17 protein-coding genes are annotated in these 20,099 nt (G+C 68.0%); 3 read left to right on the top strand and 14 right to left on the bottom strand.

Annotation, left to right across the window (positions count from 1 at the left end; translation table 11 throughout):
* Positions 1 to 91 precede the first annotated feature (91 nt).
* Positions 92 to 1,078, top strand: a complete 987-nt coding sequence (locus QZ772_RS08505) for a tripartite tricarboxylate transporter substrate binding protein (RefSeq protein WP_295524705.1) — start codon at positions 92 to 94, stop codon at positions 1,076 to 1,078.
* 169 nt (positions 1,079 to 1,247) lie between these two features.
* On the opposite strand, the gene QZ772_RS08500 is transcribed toward QZ772_RS08505, so the two are convergent.
* The 4 genes from QZ772_RS08500 to QZ772_RS25495 all read right to left on the bottom strand — a co-directional run bounded on the left by QZ772_RS08500 (position 1,248) and on the right by QZ772_RS25495 (position 6,844).
* A complete protein-coding gene (locus QZ772_RS08500; protein ID WP_295524702.1) occupies positions 1,248 to 2,390 on the bottom strand; it encodes a zinc-binding dehydrogenase in 1,143 nt (380 codons plus the stop codon).
* Between the two features lie 205 nt (positions 2,391 to 2,595).
* Positions 2,596 to 4,119: a tripartite tricarboxylate transporter permease gene (locus tag QZ772_RS08495; protein ID WP_295524699.1), complete on the bottom strand. Its 1,524-nt coding sequence runs from the start codon at positions 4,117 to 4,119 to the stop codon at positions 2,596 to 2,598.
* A gap of 16 nt (positions 4,120 to 4,135) precedes the next feature.
* Positions 4,136 to 4,561, bottom strand: a complete 426-nt coding sequence (locus QZ772_RS08490; RefSeq protein WP_114804351.1) for a tripartite tricarboxylate transporter TctB family protein — start codon at positions 4,559 to 4,561, stop codon at positions 4,136 to 4,138.
* A 369-nt stretch (positions 4,562 to 4,930) separates the two neighbouring features.
* Positions 4,931 to 6,844, bottom strand: coding sequence for an ATP-dependent DNA helicase (locus QZ772_RS25495; RefSeq protein WP_366510560.1), 1,914 nt, complete (start codon positions 6,842 to 6,844; stop codon positions 4,931 to 4,933).
* Between the two features lie 268 nt (positions 6,845 to 7,112).
* Here QZ772_RS25495 and QZ772_RS08480 point away from each other — a divergent pair, with 268 nt between their 5' ends.
* Positions 7,113 to 7,940 (top strand): protein phosphatase 2C domain-containing protein, encoded by an 828-nt coding sequence (locus tag QZ772_RS08480; protein ID WP_295524696.1) that lies wholly within the window; start codon positions 7,113 to 7,115, stop codon positions 7,938 to 7,940.
* A 118-nt stretch (positions 7,941 to 8,058) separates the two neighbouring features.
* On the opposite strand, the gene QZ772_RS08475 is transcribed toward QZ772_RS08480, so the two are convergent.
* From QZ772_RS08475 to QZ772_RS08435, 9 genes are all read right to left on the bottom strand, one after another.
* Entirely contained in the window at positions 8,059 to 8,730 is a 672-nt protein-coding gene (locus tag QZ772_RS08475; RefSeq protein ID WP_295524694.1) for a hypothetical protein, read from the bottom strand.
* Entirely contained in the window at positions 8,727 to 9,833 is a 1,107-nt protein-coding gene (gene zapE / locus QZ772_RS08470) for a cell division protein ZapE (RefSeq protein WP_295524692.1), read from the bottom strand. Before zapE ends, QZ772_RS08475 begins: the two co-directional genes overlap by 4 nt.
* A gap of 1 nt (position 9,834) precedes the next feature.
* Positions 9,835 to 11,265 (bottom strand): dihydrolipoyl dehydrogenase, encoded by a 1,431-nt coding sequence (gene lpdA / locus QZ772_RS08465; RefSeq protein WP_295524689.1) that lies wholly within the window; start codon positions 11,263 to 11,265, stop codon positions 9,835 to 9,837.
* Positions 11,262 to 11,495 carry a DUF2283 domain-containing protein gene (locus tag QZ772_RS08460; RefSeq protein WP_295524686.1) on the bottom strand — a complete coding sequence of 78 codons (234 nt, stop codon included), beginning with the start codon at positions 11,493 to 11,495 and terminating at the stop codon, positions 11,262 to 11,264. Before QZ772_RS08460 ends, lpdA begins: the two co-directional genes overlap by 4 nt.
* Complete coding sequence (locus QZ772_RS08455) at positions 11,492 to 11,734, bottom strand: hypothetical protein (protein WP_295524683.1); 243 nt, start codon at positions 11,732 to 11,734, stop codon at positions 11,492 to 11,494. Before QZ772_RS08455 ends, QZ772_RS08460 begins: the two co-directional genes overlap by 4 nt.
* Before the next feature lie 20 nt (positions 11,735 to 11,754).
* Entirely contained in the window at positions 11,755 to 13,023 is a 1,269-nt protein-coding gene (gene odhB, locus QZ772_RS08450) for a 2-oxoglutarate dehydrogenase complex dihydrolipoyllysine-residue succinyltransferase (protein WP_058644511.1), read from the bottom strand.
* 108 nt (positions 13,024 to 13,131) lie between these two features.
* On the bottom strand, positions 13,132 to 16,005 hold the full coding sequence (locus QZ772_RS08445) for a 2-oxoglutarate dehydrogenase E1 component (protein WP_295524679.1): 2,874 nt from the start codon (positions 16,003 to 16,005) through the stop codon (positions 13,132 to 13,134).
* A gap of 210 nt (positions 16,006 to 16,215) precedes the next feature.
* Positions 16,216 to 18,117, bottom strand: a complete 1,902-nt coding sequence (locus tag QZ772_RS08440) for a propionate--CoA ligase (protein ID WP_295524676.1) — start codon at positions 18,115 to 18,117, stop codon at positions 16,216 to 16,218.
* A gap of 170 nt (positions 18,118 to 18,287) precedes the next feature.
* Positions 18,288 to 18,890, bottom strand: coding sequence for an isochorismatase family protein (locus tag QZ772_RS08435; RefSeq protein ID WP_295524674.1), 603 nt, complete (start codon positions 18,888 to 18,890; stop codon positions 18,288 to 18,290).
* Between the two features lie 263 nt (positions 18,891 to 19,153).
* On the opposite strand from QZ772_RS08435, the gene QZ772_RS08430 reads away from it, so the two are divergent.
* Positions 19,154 to 19,828 (top strand): alpha/beta hydrolase, encoded by a 675-nt coding sequence (locus QZ772_RS08430; protein WP_295524708.1) that lies wholly within the window; start codon positions 19,154 to 19,156, stop codon positions 19,826 to 19,828.
* Between the two features lie 61 nt (positions 19,829 to 19,889).
* Here QZ772_RS08430 and QZ772_RS08425 read toward each other — a convergent pair.
* Positions 19,890 to 20,099 (bottom strand): PQQ-dependent sugar dehydrogenase (locus QZ772_RS08425; protein ID WP_295524671.1); only part of this gene is annotated, 210 nt, incomplete at its 5' end.

Below are 20,099 nucleotides of genomic sequence, written 5' to 3'. Positions count from 1 at the left end.
GCTCGCGCCCGACACCGCGGGCTGACGCCTGGCGCCGGGCCGGCGCCGTGGACGCCGGCTTTCGAAAGAATCAAAAAAGGAGACAAGCAAGATGACCGACATGAACCGCCGCCGTCTGGTGGGGGCTGGCCTCGCCGCCGCCCTCGCGCCCCTGGCGGCACCCCTCGCCCGCGCCGCCGAGCCCTACCCCAGCCGGCCCATCAAATGGGTGCTGCCCTACCTGGCCGGCACGGGGCCGGACAACACCGCACGCATCCTGGCCGAGGCCGTCGGGCCGGCGCTGGGCCAGAGCGTGGTCATCGAGAACCGCGGCGGCGCGGGCGGCAACATCGGCGCCAAGCTGGTGGCCCGCGCGCCGGCCGATGGCTACACCTGGATCTACTCGGCCGCGCCCATGGCGGCCAACATGTTCATGTACAAGAGTCCGGGCTTCGATGCGCTCAAGGACTTCCGCCACATCATGCGGCTGACCAGCGCCGACGTGGTGCTGATCGTGAACGCCGACTCGGACATCCGCAGCGTGGACGACCTCGTGCGGCAGATCCGTGCGCGGCCAGGCAAGGTGGAGTACGCCTCCGGCGGCGTGGGCACGCCTTCGCACCTGGGGGTGGAGATGTTCCTGGACGCAATCAAGGGCGGCGCGCTGCACGTGCCCTACAAGGGCGCGTCGGAGCTGTGCACGGCAGTGCTCGGCAACCAGGTGGTGTTCGGTGCGCCCATCCTGGCTGTGGCCTATCCGCAGATCCAGGCAGGTCGACTGCGTGCGCTGGCGGTGACCGGTCCGCGCCGCAATGCGGTGCTGCCGCAGGTGCCGACGCTGGCGGAGGCCGGCGTGCCCGGCGTGGAGCTGACCTCGTGGGGCGGCATCTCGGTCCCCGCAGGCACGCCCGATGCGGTGGTCGAGCGCATCCAGGCCGCCTTCGTGCAGGCGCTCAAGCAGCCGCGCGTGATCGCCCAGTTGCAGGAGCAAGGCGGCCAGGTGGACATCCAGGAAGGCAGCGCCTATGTCGATGGCTTCAAGCGCGAGATGCGCTCGACGCAGGCCATGATGAAGAAGGTCGGGCTGGAGCCGCTCTGACAGCTGCCAAGGGGCTCCACAGGCGCACCGATTCAATCATGTGGCCGCGGAGCAGGCCATGCCAGGGCACCCGCGGAACTGGCTTCGCCAGGCTGCGGGGTGCGCCGCCCTCCAAGTCGAAGGCGCGAGAGACGGCGAGCCGCGAAGCGGCATGGGGGTGCTTTTCAGTTCAGCGCGATGGATCGATCAGCACCTTCGCCCCCGTATTGCGCGCCCCGTAGAAGGCAATGGCCTCCGCGCTCAGCGCCCCCGCCAGCGACACGGTGCGCGCGTAGTGGCTGGCGAAGGTGGTCTTGAGTTCGGCCGCCACGCGCGCCCGCAGCGCCTGCGCCGCGGATTCGCCGATCTTCTGCAGGAAGGGAAAGAGCAGCCAGCCGCCCACACCCCAGGCCATGCCGAAGCTGCGGTGGATTTCGGTGGGCCGCGTGTCCAGGCCACCGTACAGATACACCTGCTTGTGCACCGAGGAGCCGTAGCGGCTGTATTCGCTGGGCGTGCGGCGCGCGATCGACGCTTCCATGCACTGCAGGATCTGACCGGCCAGCGTGCCGCCACCGGTGGCATCGAAGCCGATGGTCGCACCGGTGGCCGCCAGCGCCTCGGTGAGTTGGGCCATGAAGTCGGGCGCGCTGCTGTCGCACACATGCACCGCGCCCTGCCCGCGCAGCAGCGCGGCCTGCTCGGGCTTGCGCACGATGTTCACCAGGCCGATGCCGTCCTTCAGGCAGATGCGATTGAGCATCTGGCCCAGATTGCTGGCGGCCGCCGTGTGCACCAATGCCGTGTGGCCCTCGCGCTTCATGGTCTCGACCATGCCCAGCGAGGTGAGCGGGTTGACGAAGCAGGAGGCGCCGTCCGCCGCCGTCGCATCCTCGGGCAGCACGAGGCACTGGGCCGCCGCCATGGTGCGGTACTGGGCATACATGGCGCCGCCGATCACGGCCACGGTGCGGCCCAGCAGCGCCTGGGCGGCTGGCGACGCGCCCGCCGCCACGACGAGGCCGGCCCCCTCGTTGCCGACCGGCAGGCTCTGGCCCACGCGTGCCTCCATGCCGGGCATGGCGCGCTCGGGGATGCGGGCCGTCACCACCGGCCGCTCAGCCGAGCCTGACACCTGGACGGTCGACAGATCGGCAGGACCGAGCAGCAGGCCGATGTCGGACGGATTGATCGGCGTGGCCTGCACACGGATCAGCACCTCGTCGGGCCCAGGTTGCGGCACGGGCACCGGCTCCAGGCTGATCTGCAGCGTGCCATCGGCCTGGACGAGCGAGCGCAGTTGCAGCGCGGTGGCGGGAATGGATTCGGGCATGGGCGTCTCCGGTGGATGAGTACAGGTGCCGCGCACGGTCGCCGTGCGGCGGAGCAGCCCATTGTGGGCGGCGTTGGCGGGCGGCACTGTCGCAGGGCCATCAGCCGAGCCGCGACGGCCCTCTTGTCCGCCGTCCGGCCTGGAGCGAAGCCCAGAAATGCAGAAGGGGCCCGAAGGCCCCGTCCGAAGTGCGTCGCGCGCGGCCTCAGGCCGTCTCGTGCGCTGCCGGCAGTGCGGCGGCACCGTTCTTCTGCTTCTTCGCCTTGATGAAGAAGCCGATGGTCTGCCATGCGATGAACACACCGATCAGCGACAGCAGCGTGCCGCTGATGGGCCGGTCGAAGAAGATGCCGAAGCTGCCGCGGCTCAGCAGCAGCGTGCGGCGGAAGTTCTCTTCCAGCATCGGGCCCAGGATGAAGCCCAGCATCAGCGGCGCGGCATCCAGGTCGAACTTCATGAACAGGAAGCCCAGCAGGCCGAAGGCAGCGGTGATGTACAGGTCTTCCAGGTTGTTGTTGACGCTGTACGTGCCGATGCAACAGAAGAACAGGATGCCCGGGAAGAGCACGGCGTACGGGATCTTGAACACCGACAGCCAGTAGCGCACCAGCGGCACGTTCAGGATGATCAGGAAGCAGTTGCCGACCCACATCGAGGCGACCAGGCCCCAGAACAGTTCCGGGTGACCAGCGATCATGTTCGGGCCGGGCTGGATGCCCTTGATGATGAAGGCGGCCATCATCAGCGCCATCACGGCGTTCTCGGGGATGCCGATGGACATCAGCGGGATGAAGCTGGTGCGTGCAGCGGCTTCGTCGGCAGCAGCCTGACCGGCCACGCCTTCGATGCAGCCCGTGCCGATCTCGTGCTTGTACTTGCTGACCTTCTTGTCGATGGCGTAGGCCGCAAACTGGGCGATGGCCGGGCCGCCGCCGGGCAGGATGCCCAGGAAGGAGCCGATCACGCTGCCGCGCAGGGCGCTGGGGATGATCCGCTTGAACTCTTCCCAGGTGGGCATCAGGTGGATCTTGCCGTTGAAGGGCGAGCGCTCTTCACCGCTGTCGAGGTTCTTGGTGATTTCGGCAATGCCGAAGCAGCCCAGCGCGATGCTGACCAGGCCCACGCCGTCGGCGAGGAAGGGCAGGTCCATGGTGTAGCGCTGAACGCCGCTGTTCACGTCGGTGCCGATCTGGCCGAGCAGCACGCCGATCAGGCACATGGCCAGGCCGTTGAGCAGGCTGCCGGTGGTCACGAAGCTCACGCAGACGAAGCCCACCATCATCAGCGCGCAGTAGTCCGCGGGGCCGAACAGGAAGGCCACCTCGCCCAGCTTGGGCGCCAGGAAGGTCAGCACCACGATGGCCACGGTGCCGCCGATGAAGCTGGAGAAGCCGGCCGTGAACAGCGCCAGGCCCGTCTTGCCCTTGAGCGTCATCGCGTAGCCGTCGATACAGGCCACGATCGAACTCGCATGCGGGATCTTCATCGTGATCGCCGACACGCTGTCGCCGTACTGCGCCCCGTAGTAGATGCCGGCCAGCATGATCAGCGCGCCGGTGGTGTCGATGGAATACGTCAGCGGCAGCAGCAGGCTGATGGTGGCCAGCGGGCCCAGGCCAGGCAGCAGGCCCACCAGGGTACCGACCACGCAGCCGATGGCGCAGTACATCAGGTTGTGGATGGTCAGCGCGTGCTCGAAGCCGAACGCCAGGTTATGGAGAGCTTCCATGGTGTGCAGGCTCCGATCAGTACAGGGGAAGGTTCAGGCCGAGCAGCTTCTGGAAGCCGAAGGCGAAGCCCACGAGCACCACCGCCACCTTGACGTTGCGCACCCAGGAATACTTGCCGCTGGCGGCCAGCGAGGCGATGAACACCATGACGACGATGCCGACGGTCATGTTCACGTAGGTGGACACGAGCGCGAAGGTGCACAGGCTGGCCAGGATGATCGCGATGTTCTTGAAGTTCACCGACATCGGGATCGGCTTGACGAAGCGCGAGCGGATCACCGTGATGATCCCGATCGCCAGCAGCATGCCGCTGACCATGGCCGGGAACAGGCCCGGGCCGGCATGGGCGAAGCTGCCGATCTGGTAGTTGAAGGCCGGCACGCCGAACAGCAGTGCGAGCGCGATGAGGAACAGTCCTCGGTTGAGGTTGCGATCGTTCATAAGGGGAGGCGAAGCGTCGTCATGTTGATGTTGTGGATCGGTTGGTACCTCTCGCGCCGGGGGATCCAGCGGGGTGCCAATGTCTCCTTTGCAGCCGCAGCTGCTGGGGCGGAGGGGATGCTCCGGCTGCCACACTGATCGGAATCTGACCGACTGCAGAGGGGAATTACGTACCGGAGGGCCCCTGCGGCGCGCAGGCGTCGCATCGGTGACTTTTCCTCCGGGTTAACGCGAAGAAGCGGCTACGCAAATACACGTAGCACCTGGTTTTTAGGGCTGTGCCGTGTCCTCGCATCGGCTTGAAATTCCCATGAAAAAAGCCGCCCGAAGGCGGCCTCTGGAACTCGATCGGAAGGCCTCGAGAGCACCTCAAATCAGGTCGTCCAGCGCCTGCTCGAAGTCGGCCTCGGTCGCCAAGCGCCGCATCGGCGGAAGCGCAGCGAGCAGCCGGCGGCCATAGCCCATGGACACCAGCCGGGTGTCACACACCACCAGCACGCCGCGGTCGCTCTCGCGGCGGATCAGCCGGCCCGCACCCTGCTTGAGCGCCACCGCCGCCTCGGGAATGGAGTAGTCGCCGAAGCCGCTGCGGCCCTGCGCCTCCAGCCGGCGCGTGCGCGCCTCGACCAGCGGATCGCCCGGTGGCGGAAAGGGCAGCTTGTCGATCACCACCAGTTGCAGGACATCGCCCGGTGCGTCGAAGCCCTCCCAGAACGAGGCCGAAGCCACCAGCACGCAGCCGGTGGCACCCTCGTCGGCACCGGCGCGGAAGCGCTCCATCAGCACGCGCTTGGGCCATTCGCCCTGCACCAGCACGTCGACGTCGCTGCCAGCCGCGCGCAGGCGATCCCGCAGGCCGTCGCCGATGCTGCGCAAGGCACGCAGCGTCGTCGTGAGGACCAGCGTGCGGCCGCCCAGACGCAAGGCGCCCTTGGCCGCCAGCGCGGCCACGGCGTCCGGATGGCCCGCATCCGCGGGGCGGGGAAACTGGCGCGGCACATACAGCGCAGCCTGCCGCGCGTAGTCGAAGGGGCTGGCGACGCGCAGCACCTGCGCCTCTTCCAGGCCACACGGTTCGGTGAACCAGCGCAGTTGCGGATCGTCCCCCAAGGTGGCCGACGTGAAGATCCAAGCCCGGCTGCGCGTCTCGCCGCCCGGTGCCGGCTCCGACGGGGCTGGCCGGTCTGCCTTGAGCACGCGTTTGCGCACCGCGTCCGCAATGTCCAGCGGCGACTGCACGAGGCGCACCTGCGTGCCGATGTCCACCCAGCGCACCGCATCCGGTGGACAGGGCTCGGCCAGCAGACCCGCACGCTCCACGAGCGTGGCGGCACGCTCTGCCAGCCGCACGAAGTCGGGTGACAGTTCGCTCACCGTGTCCAGCGCGGCGGCGGCGTCCTCGGCGGCGCGGCGCAGGGTGTCCAGGCACGTCTGCCACTGCGTGGCGCCGATGCCCTCGGGCGATGCGCCGTTCCAGCGCAGCTTGGCGCCCGGCCAGCCCTTGCCGGCGACCATGCGCAATTCGCGGGCGGCATGTTCGAGCTTGCCGGCCACGTCCTGCCAGTCGACCAGGCCGCGCGCCTGCTGCAGGCCGGCCGCGAGCAGGTCACGCGCGAAATCCAGCGCCTGCCCCGTGCCCAGCTGCACGCCCAGGAACTGCACCCCGGTTTCGTTGAGCTGGTGCGCCTCGTCGAAGACCACCACCCGCACGCTGGGCAACAGCTCGGCCATGCCCGACTCGCGCACGGCCAGATCGGCGAAGAACAGGTGGTGGTTGATGACCACCACGTCCGCCGCCAGCGCCTCGCGCCGGGCCAGGTTGACGTGGCAGGCCTTGAACTGCGGGCACTGCTGGCCCAGGCAGTTGTCGCGGGTGGAGGTGACCAGCGGAATGACCGGCGAACGCTCGTCCAGGCCCGGCAGTTCGGCCAGATCGCCGGTGCGCGTGGTCAGGGCCCAGCGCTCCACCTTGGCCAGCGCGTGGGCGACACCCCGCTCGCTGCCTGCATCGTGGCGGGCCTGGGCCATGCGGTGCAGGCAGAGATAGCTGCCGCGGCCCTTGAGCAGGGCCGTGCGCAGCGGCAGGTTCAGCGCCTCCAGCAGTCGGGGCAGATCACGTCCGAACAGCTGGTCCTGCAGGGCCTTGGTGGCGGTCGACAGCAAGACCCGCTCGCCGCTCAGCAGCGCGGGCACGAGGTAGGAGAAGGTCTTGCCCACGCCGGTGCCGGCCTCCACCACCAGTTGCCCGCCTTCGGCCACGGTCCGCGCGATCGCGAGGGCCATGTGCGTCTGCCCTTCCCGCACGCGGAACTGCTCCGCCGCATCGGCCAATGCGCCGCCCTCGGCGAAAACGCTTAGCACCTCTTCTTCCAGTGCCATCTAAATGCACCCCCCCGTATGGACGAGGAAGCGCGTCGCCGGCCGTCCACACATTCCGAACAGAGTGAAGAAACTGTCAATTGTGAGTAACGGTGTCACTGGATCGCTCGATAATGGGTGCCTGATAGCCATCTAGCCTTCTCGTTGGCGCGCCGCGGCGCCGACTGCGCCAATGCCTCACACCGGTTTCCGATTGTCCGCTGCCACGGGTCTCCATCAGGGAGACCGGCCTTACCAACAGGATCAGGTTGCCCTGATCGGGCATCCGCAACGGCCGGGCTGCCTGCTGGCGGTGGTCGCCGACGGCATGGGCGGCCGCAGCGGTGGCCGAAAGGCTTCTGAACAGGTCATCATGACCGCCCAACAGCTGTTCGCCCGCTACGCACCCGGCACGGACGAACCCGACCGGCTGCTGCGTCAGCTCGTCGACGAAGCCCACACGGTGATCCGGCTTACGGCCCTGTCCAGCGAACAGGAGCCGCACAGCACCGTGGCGGCCTTCCTGCTCGATCCGGATGGTCGGGGCGCGTGGATCCACGCGGGCGACTCGCGCATCTACCTGTTCCGCCGCGGCCGGATGGTGCGCCGCACACGCGACCATTCCTATGTCGAAGTGCTGGTGCAGCGCGGCGAACTCGACGAAGACGAGGCGCTGCGCCATCCCAAGGCGAACATCCTCGTGGGCTGCCTCGGCATGCAATCCACCCTGCCGCCCATGGACCTCGAGGCCATCGACGGTCTGATGCCTGGCGATGCGCTGATGGCGTGCTCCGACGGCCTCTGGCATTACTTCACCGCCGAGGAATTCGGCGCCGTCATCGCCCGGTATCCGGCACGCGCTGCCGCGGAGATGCTGGTGAACGAGGCCCGCCGACGCGCCGGCGGCGCCGGCGACAACCTGTCGCTGATCGTGGTGAAGATGGAAGAGCTGCCCGGCAAGCCTGCCGAGCCTGCCCCGACCGCACTCGATGCCTTTCTGAACAGCAGTCCCCAGCGCTGAGCGGCCGGCCTCGCGGCCGCGGCGCGCCAGGAGGCTGGTGGTTCTGGTTCTTCCGCAGGGCGACCGAGCCGATGGTGATGCGCAGGCGCGCTTGCGACGGCCGTGTGGCGGAATCGGCTCAGGGCTTGACCGCTGGATCCGGCAGCGGCGCCGCCGGCGGCTTGGTGCGCTCGGCATCGCGGCGGCGCGCATCCGCTCGCCGTTGTTCGGCGTCGGTCTGGCGCCGCTCGTAACGCTCCCGCTCGGCGGCGTCCTGGGTGCGACGCTGCGCCCGCTCGGCGGCCTTCTGGGCCTGCGCCTTCTGCCGGTCCTCGAACTGCTGGCGCCGCTGCGACGCCTGAGCGGCGGTCGCCGCGCGGCCCGCAGCATGGTCGGCGTTGCGCTGCTCCCGGTCCTGCTGCGCCTGACGGTTCTTCTCGCGCTCCTGCGGCAGATCGCGCGCGGGCGGGTTGGCCTGCTTTTCCTCGATGCGGCGCAGGGCGTCCTCGCCCCGCTGCCGACGCTCGGCGTCGTTGAGCGCAGCTTCCCGGCGCTTGAACGCGTCCAGCGCCTCGCGATGCAGTTGGCCCTCACCCGTGAGGCAGTCATTCACCGCGAAGCGCTGGTAACACTGCGCCCGCCGGGCCGAGTAACGCAGTTCCTCTGCCCGGCGCTCGGCGCCGATGCGCTCGCGCTCATCGCTGGCCGGGGTCACGCCAGAAGCAGCAGATGCGGTGGTGGGCTGGGCCAGCACACCGCCGGCCGAGCAGGCAGCCAGCAACGTCGCGGCAAGACGGAGGCGAAGACTCATGTGAGGCGGGTGTCCACGGTACGGCGCTCCAGCGCCAGGAACTCGGCCGACTGCATTTCGTTCAGCCGCGAGACGGTGCGTGGAAACTCGTGCGCCAGCGGCCCTTCGGTGTAGAGCTGCTCCGGCGGCACCGCGGCCGAGAGCACGAGCTTCACCCGCCGATCGTAGAACACGTCCACCAGCCAGGTGAACCGCCGTGCTTCCGACGCCATGCGCACCGGCATCTCCGGCACGTCGGACAGCAGCACGGTGTGGAACTGGCTGGCGATCTCGAGGTAGTCGTTCATCGAGCGCGGCCCGCCGCACAGCGTGCGGAAGTCGAACCACACCACGCCGCCGGCGCGGCGGCGGGCGCGGATCTCGCGCTTCTCGATGTTGAGCACCGGGTTGTCGTCGCCCTTCTCCGCCAGCTTGTCGAAGATCTTGCGCAGTTCCTTCTCGGAGCCGCTGTCGTTGGGCGTGATGTACAGGCGCACCTGCTCCAGCGTGCGGCGCCGGTAGTCGGTGCCGTTGTCCACGTTGATGACCTCGAGCTTCGCGTTGAGCAGGTCGATGGCCGGCAGGATGCGGTCGCGGTGCAGCCCGCCGGGGTACAGGTCGTCGGGCTTGAAATTGGAGGTGGTGACGAAGCCCACGCCATTCTCGAACAAGGCCACCAGCAGGCGATGCAGGATCATCGCGTCGGTGATGTCGGCGACGTGGAACTCGTCGAAACAGATCAGCTTGAAGCGCTTGGCGATGCGCTTGCCCAGCTCGTCGAGCGGGTTCTGGATGCCCTGCAGGTCGGCCAGCTCGCGGTGCACCTCGCGCATGAACTCATGGAAGTGCAGGCGCGTCTTGCGGTTGATGGGCACCGCATTGAAGAAGCAGTCCATCAGGAAGCTCTTGCCGCGCCCGACGCCGCCATACATGTAGACACCACGCGGCACGGCCGGGCGGTGGATCAGCTTCTTGAAGGCGTTGGAGCGCTGGGCCTTGTACTCGGCCCACTCGCGGGCACAGCGGTCCAGCGCATCGACCGCGCGCAATTGCGCGGGATCGGCGCTGTAGCCGCGGCCCTTGAGTTCGGCCTCGTAGGCCTCCTTGACGGACGGGAGCGCCAACTCAGAAGTTCAGCGTGCGCTTGTCGACGGCCAGCGCGGCTTCCTTGGTTGCTTCGGAGAGCGACGGGTGCGCGTGGCAGATGCGGGCGATGTCCTCGGCCGAGGCCTTGAACTCCATCGCAACGACGGCTTCGGAGATCAGCTCGCTGGCCATCGGGCCCACGATGTGCACGCCCAGGATCTCGTCGGTCGTGGCGTCGGCCAGGAACTTGACCATGCCCGTGGTGTCGCCCAGCGCGCGTGCGCGCCCGTTGGCCAGGAAGGGGAAGGTGCCGGCCTTGTACTTCACGCCGTCGGCCTTGAGCTGCTGCTCGGTGCGGCCGACCCACGCGATCTCGGGGCTGGTGTAGATGACCCAGGGAATGGTGTTGAAGTTGACGTGCCCATGCTGGCCGGCGATGCGCTCGGCCACGGCCACGCCCTCTTCCTCCGCCTTGTGCGCCAGCATCGGGCCGCGCACCACGTCGCCCACGGCCCACACATTGGGCAGGCTGGTCTTGCACTCGTCGTCCACCACGATGGCGCCGCGGTCGTCCAGCTTCAGGCCCACGGCCTCGGCATTCAGGCCGATGGTGTTGGGCACACGGCCGATCGAGACGATCAGCTTGTCGGCTTCCAGCTTCTTCGCTTCGCCCTTGGCGTCGGTGTAGTCGATGGTGACACCGGCCTTGGTCTTGGCGACCTCGCCCACCTTCACACCCAGCTCGACCTTCAGGCCCTGCTTGTCGAAGGCCTTCTTGGCTTCCTTGGCGATCTGCTCGTCCACGGCGCCCAGGAAGGTCGGCAGGCCTTCGAGGATGGTGACGTCCGCACCCAGGCGGCGCCACACCGAGCCCATCTCCAGGCCGATCACGCCGGAGCCGATCAGCGCCAGCTTCTTGGGAACGGCGCCCACGCGCAGCGCGCCATCGTTGGACAGCACGGTCTCTTCGTCGAAGGGCACGCCGGGCAGCTGGCGGGCATTGGAGCCCGTGGCCACGATGATGTGCTTGCCGACCAGGGTCTCTTCGGCCGCGCCGGCCACCTTGATCTCGTAGCCGCCCTCGGCGGCCTTCACGAAGGAGCCGCGGCCGTGGAAGAAGCTGACCTTGTTCTTCTTGAACAGGTACAGGATGCCGTCGTTGTTCTGCTTCACCACGCCGTCCTTGCGGGCCAGCATCTTGGCCACGTCCATCTTGACGTCGGAGGCCGTGATGCCGTGCTCGGCGAAGTGCTTGTTGGCGTGCTCGAAATGCTCGGACGACTGCAACAGGGCCTTGGAGGGGATGCAGCCCACGTTGGTGCAGGTGCCGCCCGGCGCCGGGCCGCCCTTGCCGTTCTTCCACTCGTCGATACAGGCGGTGTTGAAGCCCAGCTGGGCCGCGCGGATGGCAGCGATGTAGCCGCCGGGGCCACCGCCGATGACGATGACGTCGAATTGCTTGGTGCTCATGGGTGTCCTTGGTGCGGTTGCGCGCCGACGGGGCGTGCGGCAACCTGCTCGAATGAAAAGGCGGGAATGTCTGCGCGTTCGCTGGCGTGTTCGATCGTCATGGCGCACATGCGGCCCTGGTCGTCGAACTCCAGCAGCGTGCTCTCGTCGAGGTCGCGCGTCTCGGCCACCTGGCCGTTGCGGAACTCGATGTAGAGGGTGTCCGTGTCCTGGAAGTACGTGACCTTCATGGCCTGAAGCTCCGATCGAAAAACGCATTGTGGACGGTCTCGCCGTCCCCCAGGAGCACGACGCGCAGCCATCGGCCTTCCGCCTCGGGCACCGGCGCCCACAGGCGCCAGCGGCCGTCTTCCTGGAGATGGCGATGCTGCGGCGCCTGCACCACCCACTCGATCCACGCGAGCTCGATCGACTTGCGGTCGTCGCGCTCGCGCGTGGCGAGAAAGTACTGGGTGCAGCGCAGCGCCATCGCTCACGCAGCTGGGGCGATCAGATGTCGAACAGCAGGCGCGAGGGATCTTCCAGCGCTTCCTTCATCGCCACCAGGCCCAGCACGGCTTCGCGGCCGTCGATGATGCGGTGGTCGTAGCTCATCGCCAGATAGTTCATCGGGCGCACCACGATCTGGCCGTTCTCGACCACGGCGCGGTCTTTGGTGGCGTGCACGCCCAGGATGGCCGACTGGGGCGGGTTGATGATGGGCGTCGACAGCATGGAGCCGAAGGTGCCGCCGTTGGAGATGGAGAAGGTGCCGCCGGTCATCTCGTCGATGGACAGCTTGCCTTCCTGGGCCTTCTTGCCGAACTCGGCGATCTTCTTCTCGATGTCGGCGAAGCTCATCTGGTCGGCATTGCGCAGGATCGGCACCACCAGGCCACGCGGCGAGCCGACGGCGATGCCGATGTCGAAGTAGCCGTGGTAGATGATGTCGTTGCCGTCGACCGAGGCGTTGAGCACCGGGTACTTCTTGAGGGCGTGCACGGCCGCCTTGACGAAGAAACTCATGAAGCCCAGCTTGGTGCCGTGCTCCTTGGTGAAGGCATCCTGGAACTTCTTGCGCAGGTCCATCACCGGGGCCATGTTCACCTCGTTGAAGGTGGTCAGGATGGCGTTGGTGGACTGCGACTGCAGCAGGCGCTCGGCGATGCGGGCGCGCAGGCGGCTCATCGGCACGCGCTCTTCGGGGCGGTCGCCCAGGTTGGCGGCGGTGGGCGCGGCGACCTGCGGCAGCGAGGTCTTGGGCGCGCCGGTGGGGATCTGCACGGCGGGTGCCTTGGCGGCGGTGGCGCCACCAGCGACGGCCGACAGCACGTCGCCCTTGGTTACGCGGCCATCCTTGCCGGAGCCGGCGACGTCGCTGGTCTTCAGGCCGTTGTCGGCCAGCAGCTTGGCGGCGGCGGGCATGGCCACGTCGGACTTGGCACCACCGGTGGCGGCCGGTGCGGCAGCAGCGGGGGCCGAAGCAGCGGGCGCGGGTGCGGCGGCAGCCGGTGCGGGGGCGGCGGCGCCGGCCTTGCCTTCGGTGTCGATCTTGGCGATCAGCTGGTCGGCAACGACGGTGGCGCCATCGGCCTGGACGATCTCGGCCAGCACGCCGGACGCCGGGGCCGGCACTTCGAGCACGACCTTGTCGGTCTCGATCTCGATCAGGATTTCATCGGCCGTGACGGCTTCGCCGGCCTTCTTCTTCCACTGCAGCATCGTGGCTTCGGCCACGGACTCGGACAACTGGGGAACCTTGACTTCAACGATGGACATTTTTATGGACTCTGCTTATTCGAGGGGAACACGCCCGCGAACGACAAAAAAAATGGGGCGCGCAAGAACAGGAGGCCGGCGCAACGCACCGGCCTCCGTGGCGAGGACTTACTTGGTCAGGACGAAGCCCTTGAGCTTGCCGAAGGCGCCGTCGACCAGCGCCTTCTGCTGCTCCTGGTGGAGGTGGGCGTAGCCCACGGCCGGCGACGCGGAGGCGGCGCGGCCGGAGTAGCCCAGCTTCTGGCCGTCGAGCATGTTCTCGTGGATGTAGTGCTGCACGAAGAACCAGGCGCCCTGGTTCTGCGGCTCGTCCTGGGTCCACACGATGTCTGCCGCGTTGGGGTACTTCTTGACCTCGGCCGCGAAAGCCTTGTGCGGGAAGGGATACAGCTGCTCGACGCGGATGATGGCGACGTCGTCGGCGCCCTTCTCCTCGCGCTTCTTGGCCAGGTCGTAGTAGACCTTGCCCGAGCAGGCGACGATGCGCTTGACCTTGTCGGCCTTCAGCTCCTTGACGTCGGGGATGACCGTCTGGAAGCCACCCTTGATGAACTCCGACACCGGCGAGGTCGCGTCCTTGTTACGCAGCAGCGACTTCGGGGTCATGATGACCAGCGGCTTGCGCAGGTTGCGCACCATCTGGCGGCGCAGCAGGTGGAAGATCTGGCTGGCCGTCGTGGGCTGCACCACCTGGATGTTGGTGTCGGCCGACAGCTGCATGAAGCGCTCCAGGCGGGCCGAACTGTGCTCGGGGCCCTGGCCTTCGTAGCCGTGCGGCAGCATCAGCGTCAGGCCATTCAAGCGGCCCCACTTCACTTCACCAGAGGCGATGAACTGGTCGATCACCACCTGGGCGCCGTTGGCGAAGTCGCCGAACTGGGCTTCCCAGATCACCAGGGTGTTCGGGTCGTTGGACGCGTAGCCGTATTCGAAGCCCAGCACTGCCTCTTCGGACAGGATGGAGTCGATGACCACGAACGGGGCCTGGTTCTCGGCCACGTTCTGCAGCGGCACGTAGGTGCCGGTGTCCCACTTCTCGCGGTTCTGGTCGTGCAGCACGGCGTGGCGGTGGGTGAAGGTACCGCGGCCGCAGTCCTCGCCCGACAGGCGCACCGGGTAGCCGCTGGCCACCAGGGAGGCGAAGGCCATGTGCTCGCCCATGCCCCAGTCGACGTTGACGTCACCGCGGCCCATGGCGGCACGATCGTCCAGCACCTTCTTGACCAGCGGATGCACCGTGAAGCCCTCAGGCACGGTGGTGATCTTCTCGGCCAGGCGCTTCCATTCGGCCAGCGGCAGGGCCGTCTCGGCGGCGTCGGTCCACTTCTTGTTGGAGAAGGCGCTCCAGTCCACCGCGTACTTGCGCTTGAAGTCGGTCAGAACCGGGTCGACCGTGTTCTTGCCGGCGTCGAAGGCCGCGCGCTGGGCCTTGACCATGTCGTCGCCCAGCGTCTCGCCCAGGCCCTGGGCCGCCAGCTTGTCGGCGTACAGCTTGCGCGTGCCGGGGTGGGCAGCGATCTTCTTGTACATCAGCGGCTGGGTGAGCGAGGGCGTGTCCTGCTCGTTGTGGCCCAGCTTGCGGAAGCAGATGATGTCGACCACGACGTCCTTGTTGAACTCCTGGCGGTATTCCAGGGCCAGCTGCATGCACAGCACCACGGCTTCGGGATCGTCGCCGTTCACATGCAGCACGGGCGCCTCAATCATCTTGACGACGTCGGTGCAGTACAGCGTGGAGCGGCTGTCGCGCGGATCCGAGGTGGTGAAGCCGATCTGGTTGTTGATGACGATGTGGATCGTGCCGCCGGTGTAGTAGCCGCGGGTTTCGGCCAGCGCCAGCGTTTCCATGATGACGCCCTGGCCCGCGAAGGCCGCGTCGCCGTGCACCAGCACGGGCAGAACCGAGGCGCCGCGCTTGTCGCCGCGACGGTCCATGCGGGCGCGCACCGAGCCCTCGACCACCGGATTCACGATTTCCAGGTGCGAGGGGTTGAAGGCCAGGCTCAGGTGCATCGGCCCGCTCGGCGTGGTCACGTCCGAGCTGAAGCCCTGGTGGTACTTCACGTCACCGCTGGGCAGGTCTTCGGGGGCGGTGTGGTCGAACTCGGCGAACAGGTCCTTGGGCGCCTTGCCCAGGGTGTTGACCAACACGTTCAGGCGGCCGCGGTGGGCCATGCCGATCACGATTTCCTGCACGCCCTTGGCGCCGGAGCCGTTGACAAGTTCGTCCATGGCAACGATGAAGCTCTCGCCGCCTTCGAGCGAGAAGCGCTTCTGGCCGACGTACTTGGTGTGCAGGAAGCGCTCCAGGCCTTCGGCGGCCGTCAGGCGCTCGAGCACGTGCTTCTTCTTCTCGGCGCTGAGCTTGGGGTTAGTGCGCGCGGCTTCGAGCTTCTGCTGCCACCAGCGCTTCTGCGCCTGGTCGGTCATGTACATGTACTCGACGCCGATGGTGCCGCAGTACGTTTCGCGCAGCGCGTTCAGCAGGTCGCGCAGCGACATGGTCTCGCGGCCGAAGAAGGTATTGCTGGTGTTGAAGACCGTCTCGAGGTCGGCGTCGGCGAAGCCGTAGAAGGACGGCTCCAGCTCGGGGATGGCCGGGCGCTCGGCGCGCTGCAGCGGATCCAGGTTGGCCCAGCGGGCGCCGACGTTGCGGTAGGCGGCGATCAGCTGCTGGACGGCAGTGCGCTTGCGACCCAGTTCGGAGTCGGCGCCGCTGGCTTCGACCACGCGGGTACCGCCCTGCTTGGCGCGCTCGGCGAAGGCGTTGATGACGGGCTGATGCGGAACATCGCGGGAATCGCTTCCGTCCGACGCGGGCACGTGCTGGAGTGCGTCAAAGTACGAGCGCCAGTTGTCCGGCACGCTGCCGGGGTTGGCGAGATAGTTCTCGTACATCTCTTCGACATAGGGCGCATTGCCGCCGAAGAGGTAACTGTTGCCTTGATAGGCGTTATAGATGGACGCGGGGGAATCGCTCATGTTCCGCTGACCTCCGCTTCCCTGAGGGAAGCATTAGCTGGTTAAGAAAACCTTCCGCGACACGGCTGAACCGGATGGCGGATGCGACTGTGGCTGGGGAAGGGCCTGAGTACACCCGGGATTGTGCCACGCCGCACGCGCGCACTGCCGCGGTGATTCGGAACGCACCATTGTGCGCTTCGAATCTGACAAGAGAACACGCGCCGAAGTTCAGCCGATCAGACGCTGGATGGCCTGCAGGCTGGCGGGATCGTCGATGGTGGTCAGGTCGCCGGGATCGCGCCGCTCGCACACGGCCTGCAGCGCACGGCGCAGCAGCTTGCCACTGCGCGTCTTGGGAAGCGCGGCGACCGAATGCACGCGCGCCGGCCGCGCGAGCGCACCCAGGCTGTTGGCGACCGTCTTCATCACCTCACCTTCCAGCTTCAGGGCAGCCGCTTCATCACCGGCGCCCGTGCGCGGCACCACGAAGGCGACGGCGACCTGGCCCCTGAGCGCATCCGCCACGCCCACCACCGCCACCTCGGCCACGGCCGGATGGGCGGAAATGGCCTCTTCGATCTCGCGGGTACCCAGCCGATGGCCCGCCACGTTGATCACGTCGTCGGTGCGGCCCAGGATGTAGAAATAGCCGTCGGGATCGCGGGTGCCCCAGTCGAAGGTCGAGTAGACCTCGATGCCCGGAATGCTGCGCCAGTAGGTATTGATGAATCGCTCGTCATCACGCCAGACGGTCTGCATGAAGCCGGGTGGCGTGGGCGACTCGATGACGACCACGCCCTTCTCGCCCGGTGTCGTCAGATCTTCGCCGGTGGCTTCGTGCACCAACTTGACCTTGAAACCGTACATGGGCACGCCGGGGCTGCCGAACTTGGTGGCCTGCTTCTCCACGCCGTGCGCCACGGTCAGGATGGGCCAGCCCGACTCGGTCTGCCAGTAGTTGTCGATGATCGGCACGCCCAGGCCGTCGCTGATCCAGCGGGCGGTGGGCTCGTCCAGCGGCTCGCCCGCCAGGAACAGCGCCCGCAGGCTGGAGACGTCATGCTGGCGCAGCAGCGCGGGATCCTGCTTCTTGAGGACGCGCACGGCCGTCGGTGCCGAGAACATCACGTTGACCTTGTACTTCTCCACCAGCCGCCACCAGATCGCGCCGTCAGGCTGGCCGTCCAGCCCCTGCGTGGGCAGCCCCTCGTACACGATGGTCGCCATGCCCGCGATCAGCGGGCCATACACGATGTAGCAGTGGCCGACCACCCAGCCGATATCGCTGGTGCAGAAGTAGGTCTCACCCGGGCTGGCCTGGAAGATGTGCCGCATGCTGGCCGCCAGCGCCACCGCATAGCCACCCACGTCGCGCTGCACGCCCTTGGGCCGGCCCGTGGTACCGCTGGTGTAGAGCGTGTAGCTCACGTCGGCCGAATCCAGCCATTCGCAGGGGACCTCGGCCTGCGCATGAGCGGGCGCGAGCTCATCCATCCGGTGGTCACGGCCCGGAACGAGCGCCATGTCCGCCAGCCCGCGGTCGGCCAGGAGCACCGCGGACGGCTTGTGCGCGGCCAGCCGGATCGCTTCGTCCAGCAGCGGCTTGTACGCCAGCACCTTGCCGCCGCGCGAGCCGGCGTCGGTGCTCACGATCACCTCGGGTTGCGCATCGTCGATGCGGGAAGCGAGCGAGGCGCTGGCAAAACCGCCGAAGACCACGCTGTGGATGGCACCCAGCCTGGCGCAGGCCAACATGGCGAACACTGCGGGCGCGATCATGGGCATGTAGATGAGCACCCGGTCGCCCCGGCCCACGCCCAGGCTGCGCAGCATCGAGGCCATCTGCTGCACCTCGCGGTGAAGTTCGCCGTAGGTGTAGGTGCGCTCCGTGCCGGTCTCCGTCGAGACGGCGATCACCGCCGGCTGGTCCCGCCGCTGCGGCAGGTGTCGGTCGATGGCGTTGTGGCACAGGTTGGTGGCGCCACCACCGAACCAGCTGGTGAACGGCAGCCGGCTGCGGTCGAGGATGGTGGTCGGTGGCTGGTGCCAGTCGATCAGCCGTGCCTGCTCGGCCCAGAAGGCCTCGGGTTCATCGATGGAACGGCGATAGAACGCCTGATAGCTGCTCATGGCCTGGTTGTCTCCTGGTCGCTGGCGTCGAAGGTGCGCCTTGGGGACGGCCGGCCGGAACGGGCGGCGGCCGTAAGCGTGATTATTGGAGACGGCCTTTCGGCAGACTGACAGGGGCGGAACCCGCCCGCTCAACACAGAAGCGAACGCCAGCTTGGCCGGCAGGCCCGTCAGCGGATCAGCGCCTGCAGTTCCTTGAAGGCCGGATGCTCCGCGCTGCGCAGCCATTCGAAACCCACCATCTCGGTGGTCACCAGCTCGGCACCCGCGCCCGCCAGGCGGTCGAAGGCCGCATCTCGGTTGCGCTCGGTGCGCGAGCCGCAGGCGTCGGTCACTACCCAGACCTCGAACTCGTCCTCCAGCAGCTCCAGCGCCGTCTGCAGTACGCAGACATGGGCCTCGCAGCCGGCGATCACGATGCTGCCACGCTCGGGCGCCGCGGCTTGCGGCTTCTGCAGATGGCGCGGCAGGCTGCGCGCATTGCCTTGCGCGGGGCGTGCCGGCGGACGCAGCCATTCGCCCAGCCCCTCTGCCACGGCGCTGAACTGCATCTTCGCCATCACCCGGCGGCATGGGTCGCGCAGCTCGGCCGGCATCTGGCCGAGGCGGGAGGGGTTCTGCTCGGTGCCGAACACCGGGACGTCGGCCAGCCCGGCCATCTGTGCGAGACGGCGCGCATTGGCCATCACGGCCTCGCCCTCGTAGATGGCGGGCATCAGCCGAGGCTGGTAGTCGATGAGCACGAGTTGGGATTGTTCGGCGTCGAGGAGCATAGGGCGAGAAGGAGAAGAGGCAGGACGGAAAAGCGGGAGATGGCCACAATGAGCCGCATGCCGGCGATTGTCCCTCCCCCTGCCCGATCCGTTGCGCCCCATCCGCCTGCGCTGGCCGCCGCAGGGTTAGAACACCTGGCGGTGGGGACAGCGCCATGAGGGTGCCCCTGCGTCGCCGGGGCGTTCTCGCCTGGGCTGCCTCCGCCATCGCGGCGACCGGCTTGCCGGGATGCGGTTGGCTGCCACGGACGCCCGTCGTGCCGATGCCTGCGCTGCCCGATGCGGGCGCCTGCGGCCCCGCTGACACGCTGATCGTGCTGCTCCCCGGTCGCGGGATGCTGCTGGACGAAATGTCGAGCGAAGGCTTCATCGACACGTTCCGCGTGGCCGGCCTGCGGGCCGACCTGGTCCGCGCGGACGCCCACATGGGCTACTACAAGGACCGCAGCGTGGTCGACCGCCTGCACGCCGACGTGATCGGCCCGGCGCGTTCGCAGGGCTACCGCCACATCTGGCTGGCCGGCATCTCGCTCGGCGGCCTGGGCGCACTGCTCTACGCCGATGAGCACCCTGAAGAAATCGACGGTCTGCTGCTGATCGCTCCCTATCTGGGCGAGCCGCAAACCGCCGCCGACGTGGCGGCCCAGGGCGGCCCTGAACGCTGGCGCCCGCCGGCACAGACCAACGATGCCATCGGTGTGCGGGCATGGACCTGCCTTCAGCGCTATGTCGGGCCCCGTGCGGCCCATACCCCGCTCTATCTGGCTTTTGGCGTGGACGACCGCCTCGCGCCCACGCACCGGGTGCTGGCTCCGGCCTTGCCGCCGCAGCGCGTGCTGACGGCGCCGGGTGGGCACGATTGGCCGGCCTGGCGCCCGCTATGGCAGCGGTTGCTGGCCCAGGCCCCGCTGCCGCGCTGCAGTGACCCCCGTCCCTGAGAAGGCCGCACCCGCCTGAGCCGGCGCCGGCGGGCCTCGACGGCGCTGTGGGGGTCGACGATCAGGGTTGCAGCCGGATCAACTTGCCATCGTCCTCGTCCGTCAGCACGTAGATCAGCCCGTCCGGCCCCTGCCGCACGTCGCGGATGCGTTCGCGCGCCGACGCCAGCAGCTTCTGCTCGGCCACCACCTTGCCGTCCCGCACCTCGATGCGGTCCAAATAGCCGAACTTGAGCGACCCCACCAACAGGCTGCCCTTCCATGCCGCGCC

It is taken from the genome of uncultured Pseudacidovorax sp. (assembly GCF_913773995.1).
Classification (GTDB): Bacteria; Pseudomonadota; Gammaproteobacteria; order Burkholderiales; family Burkholderiaceae_C; genus Xenophilus.
Note: the sequence above shows the minus strand (reverse complement) of the source record. Positions and strands in the feature narration are given on the sequence as shown.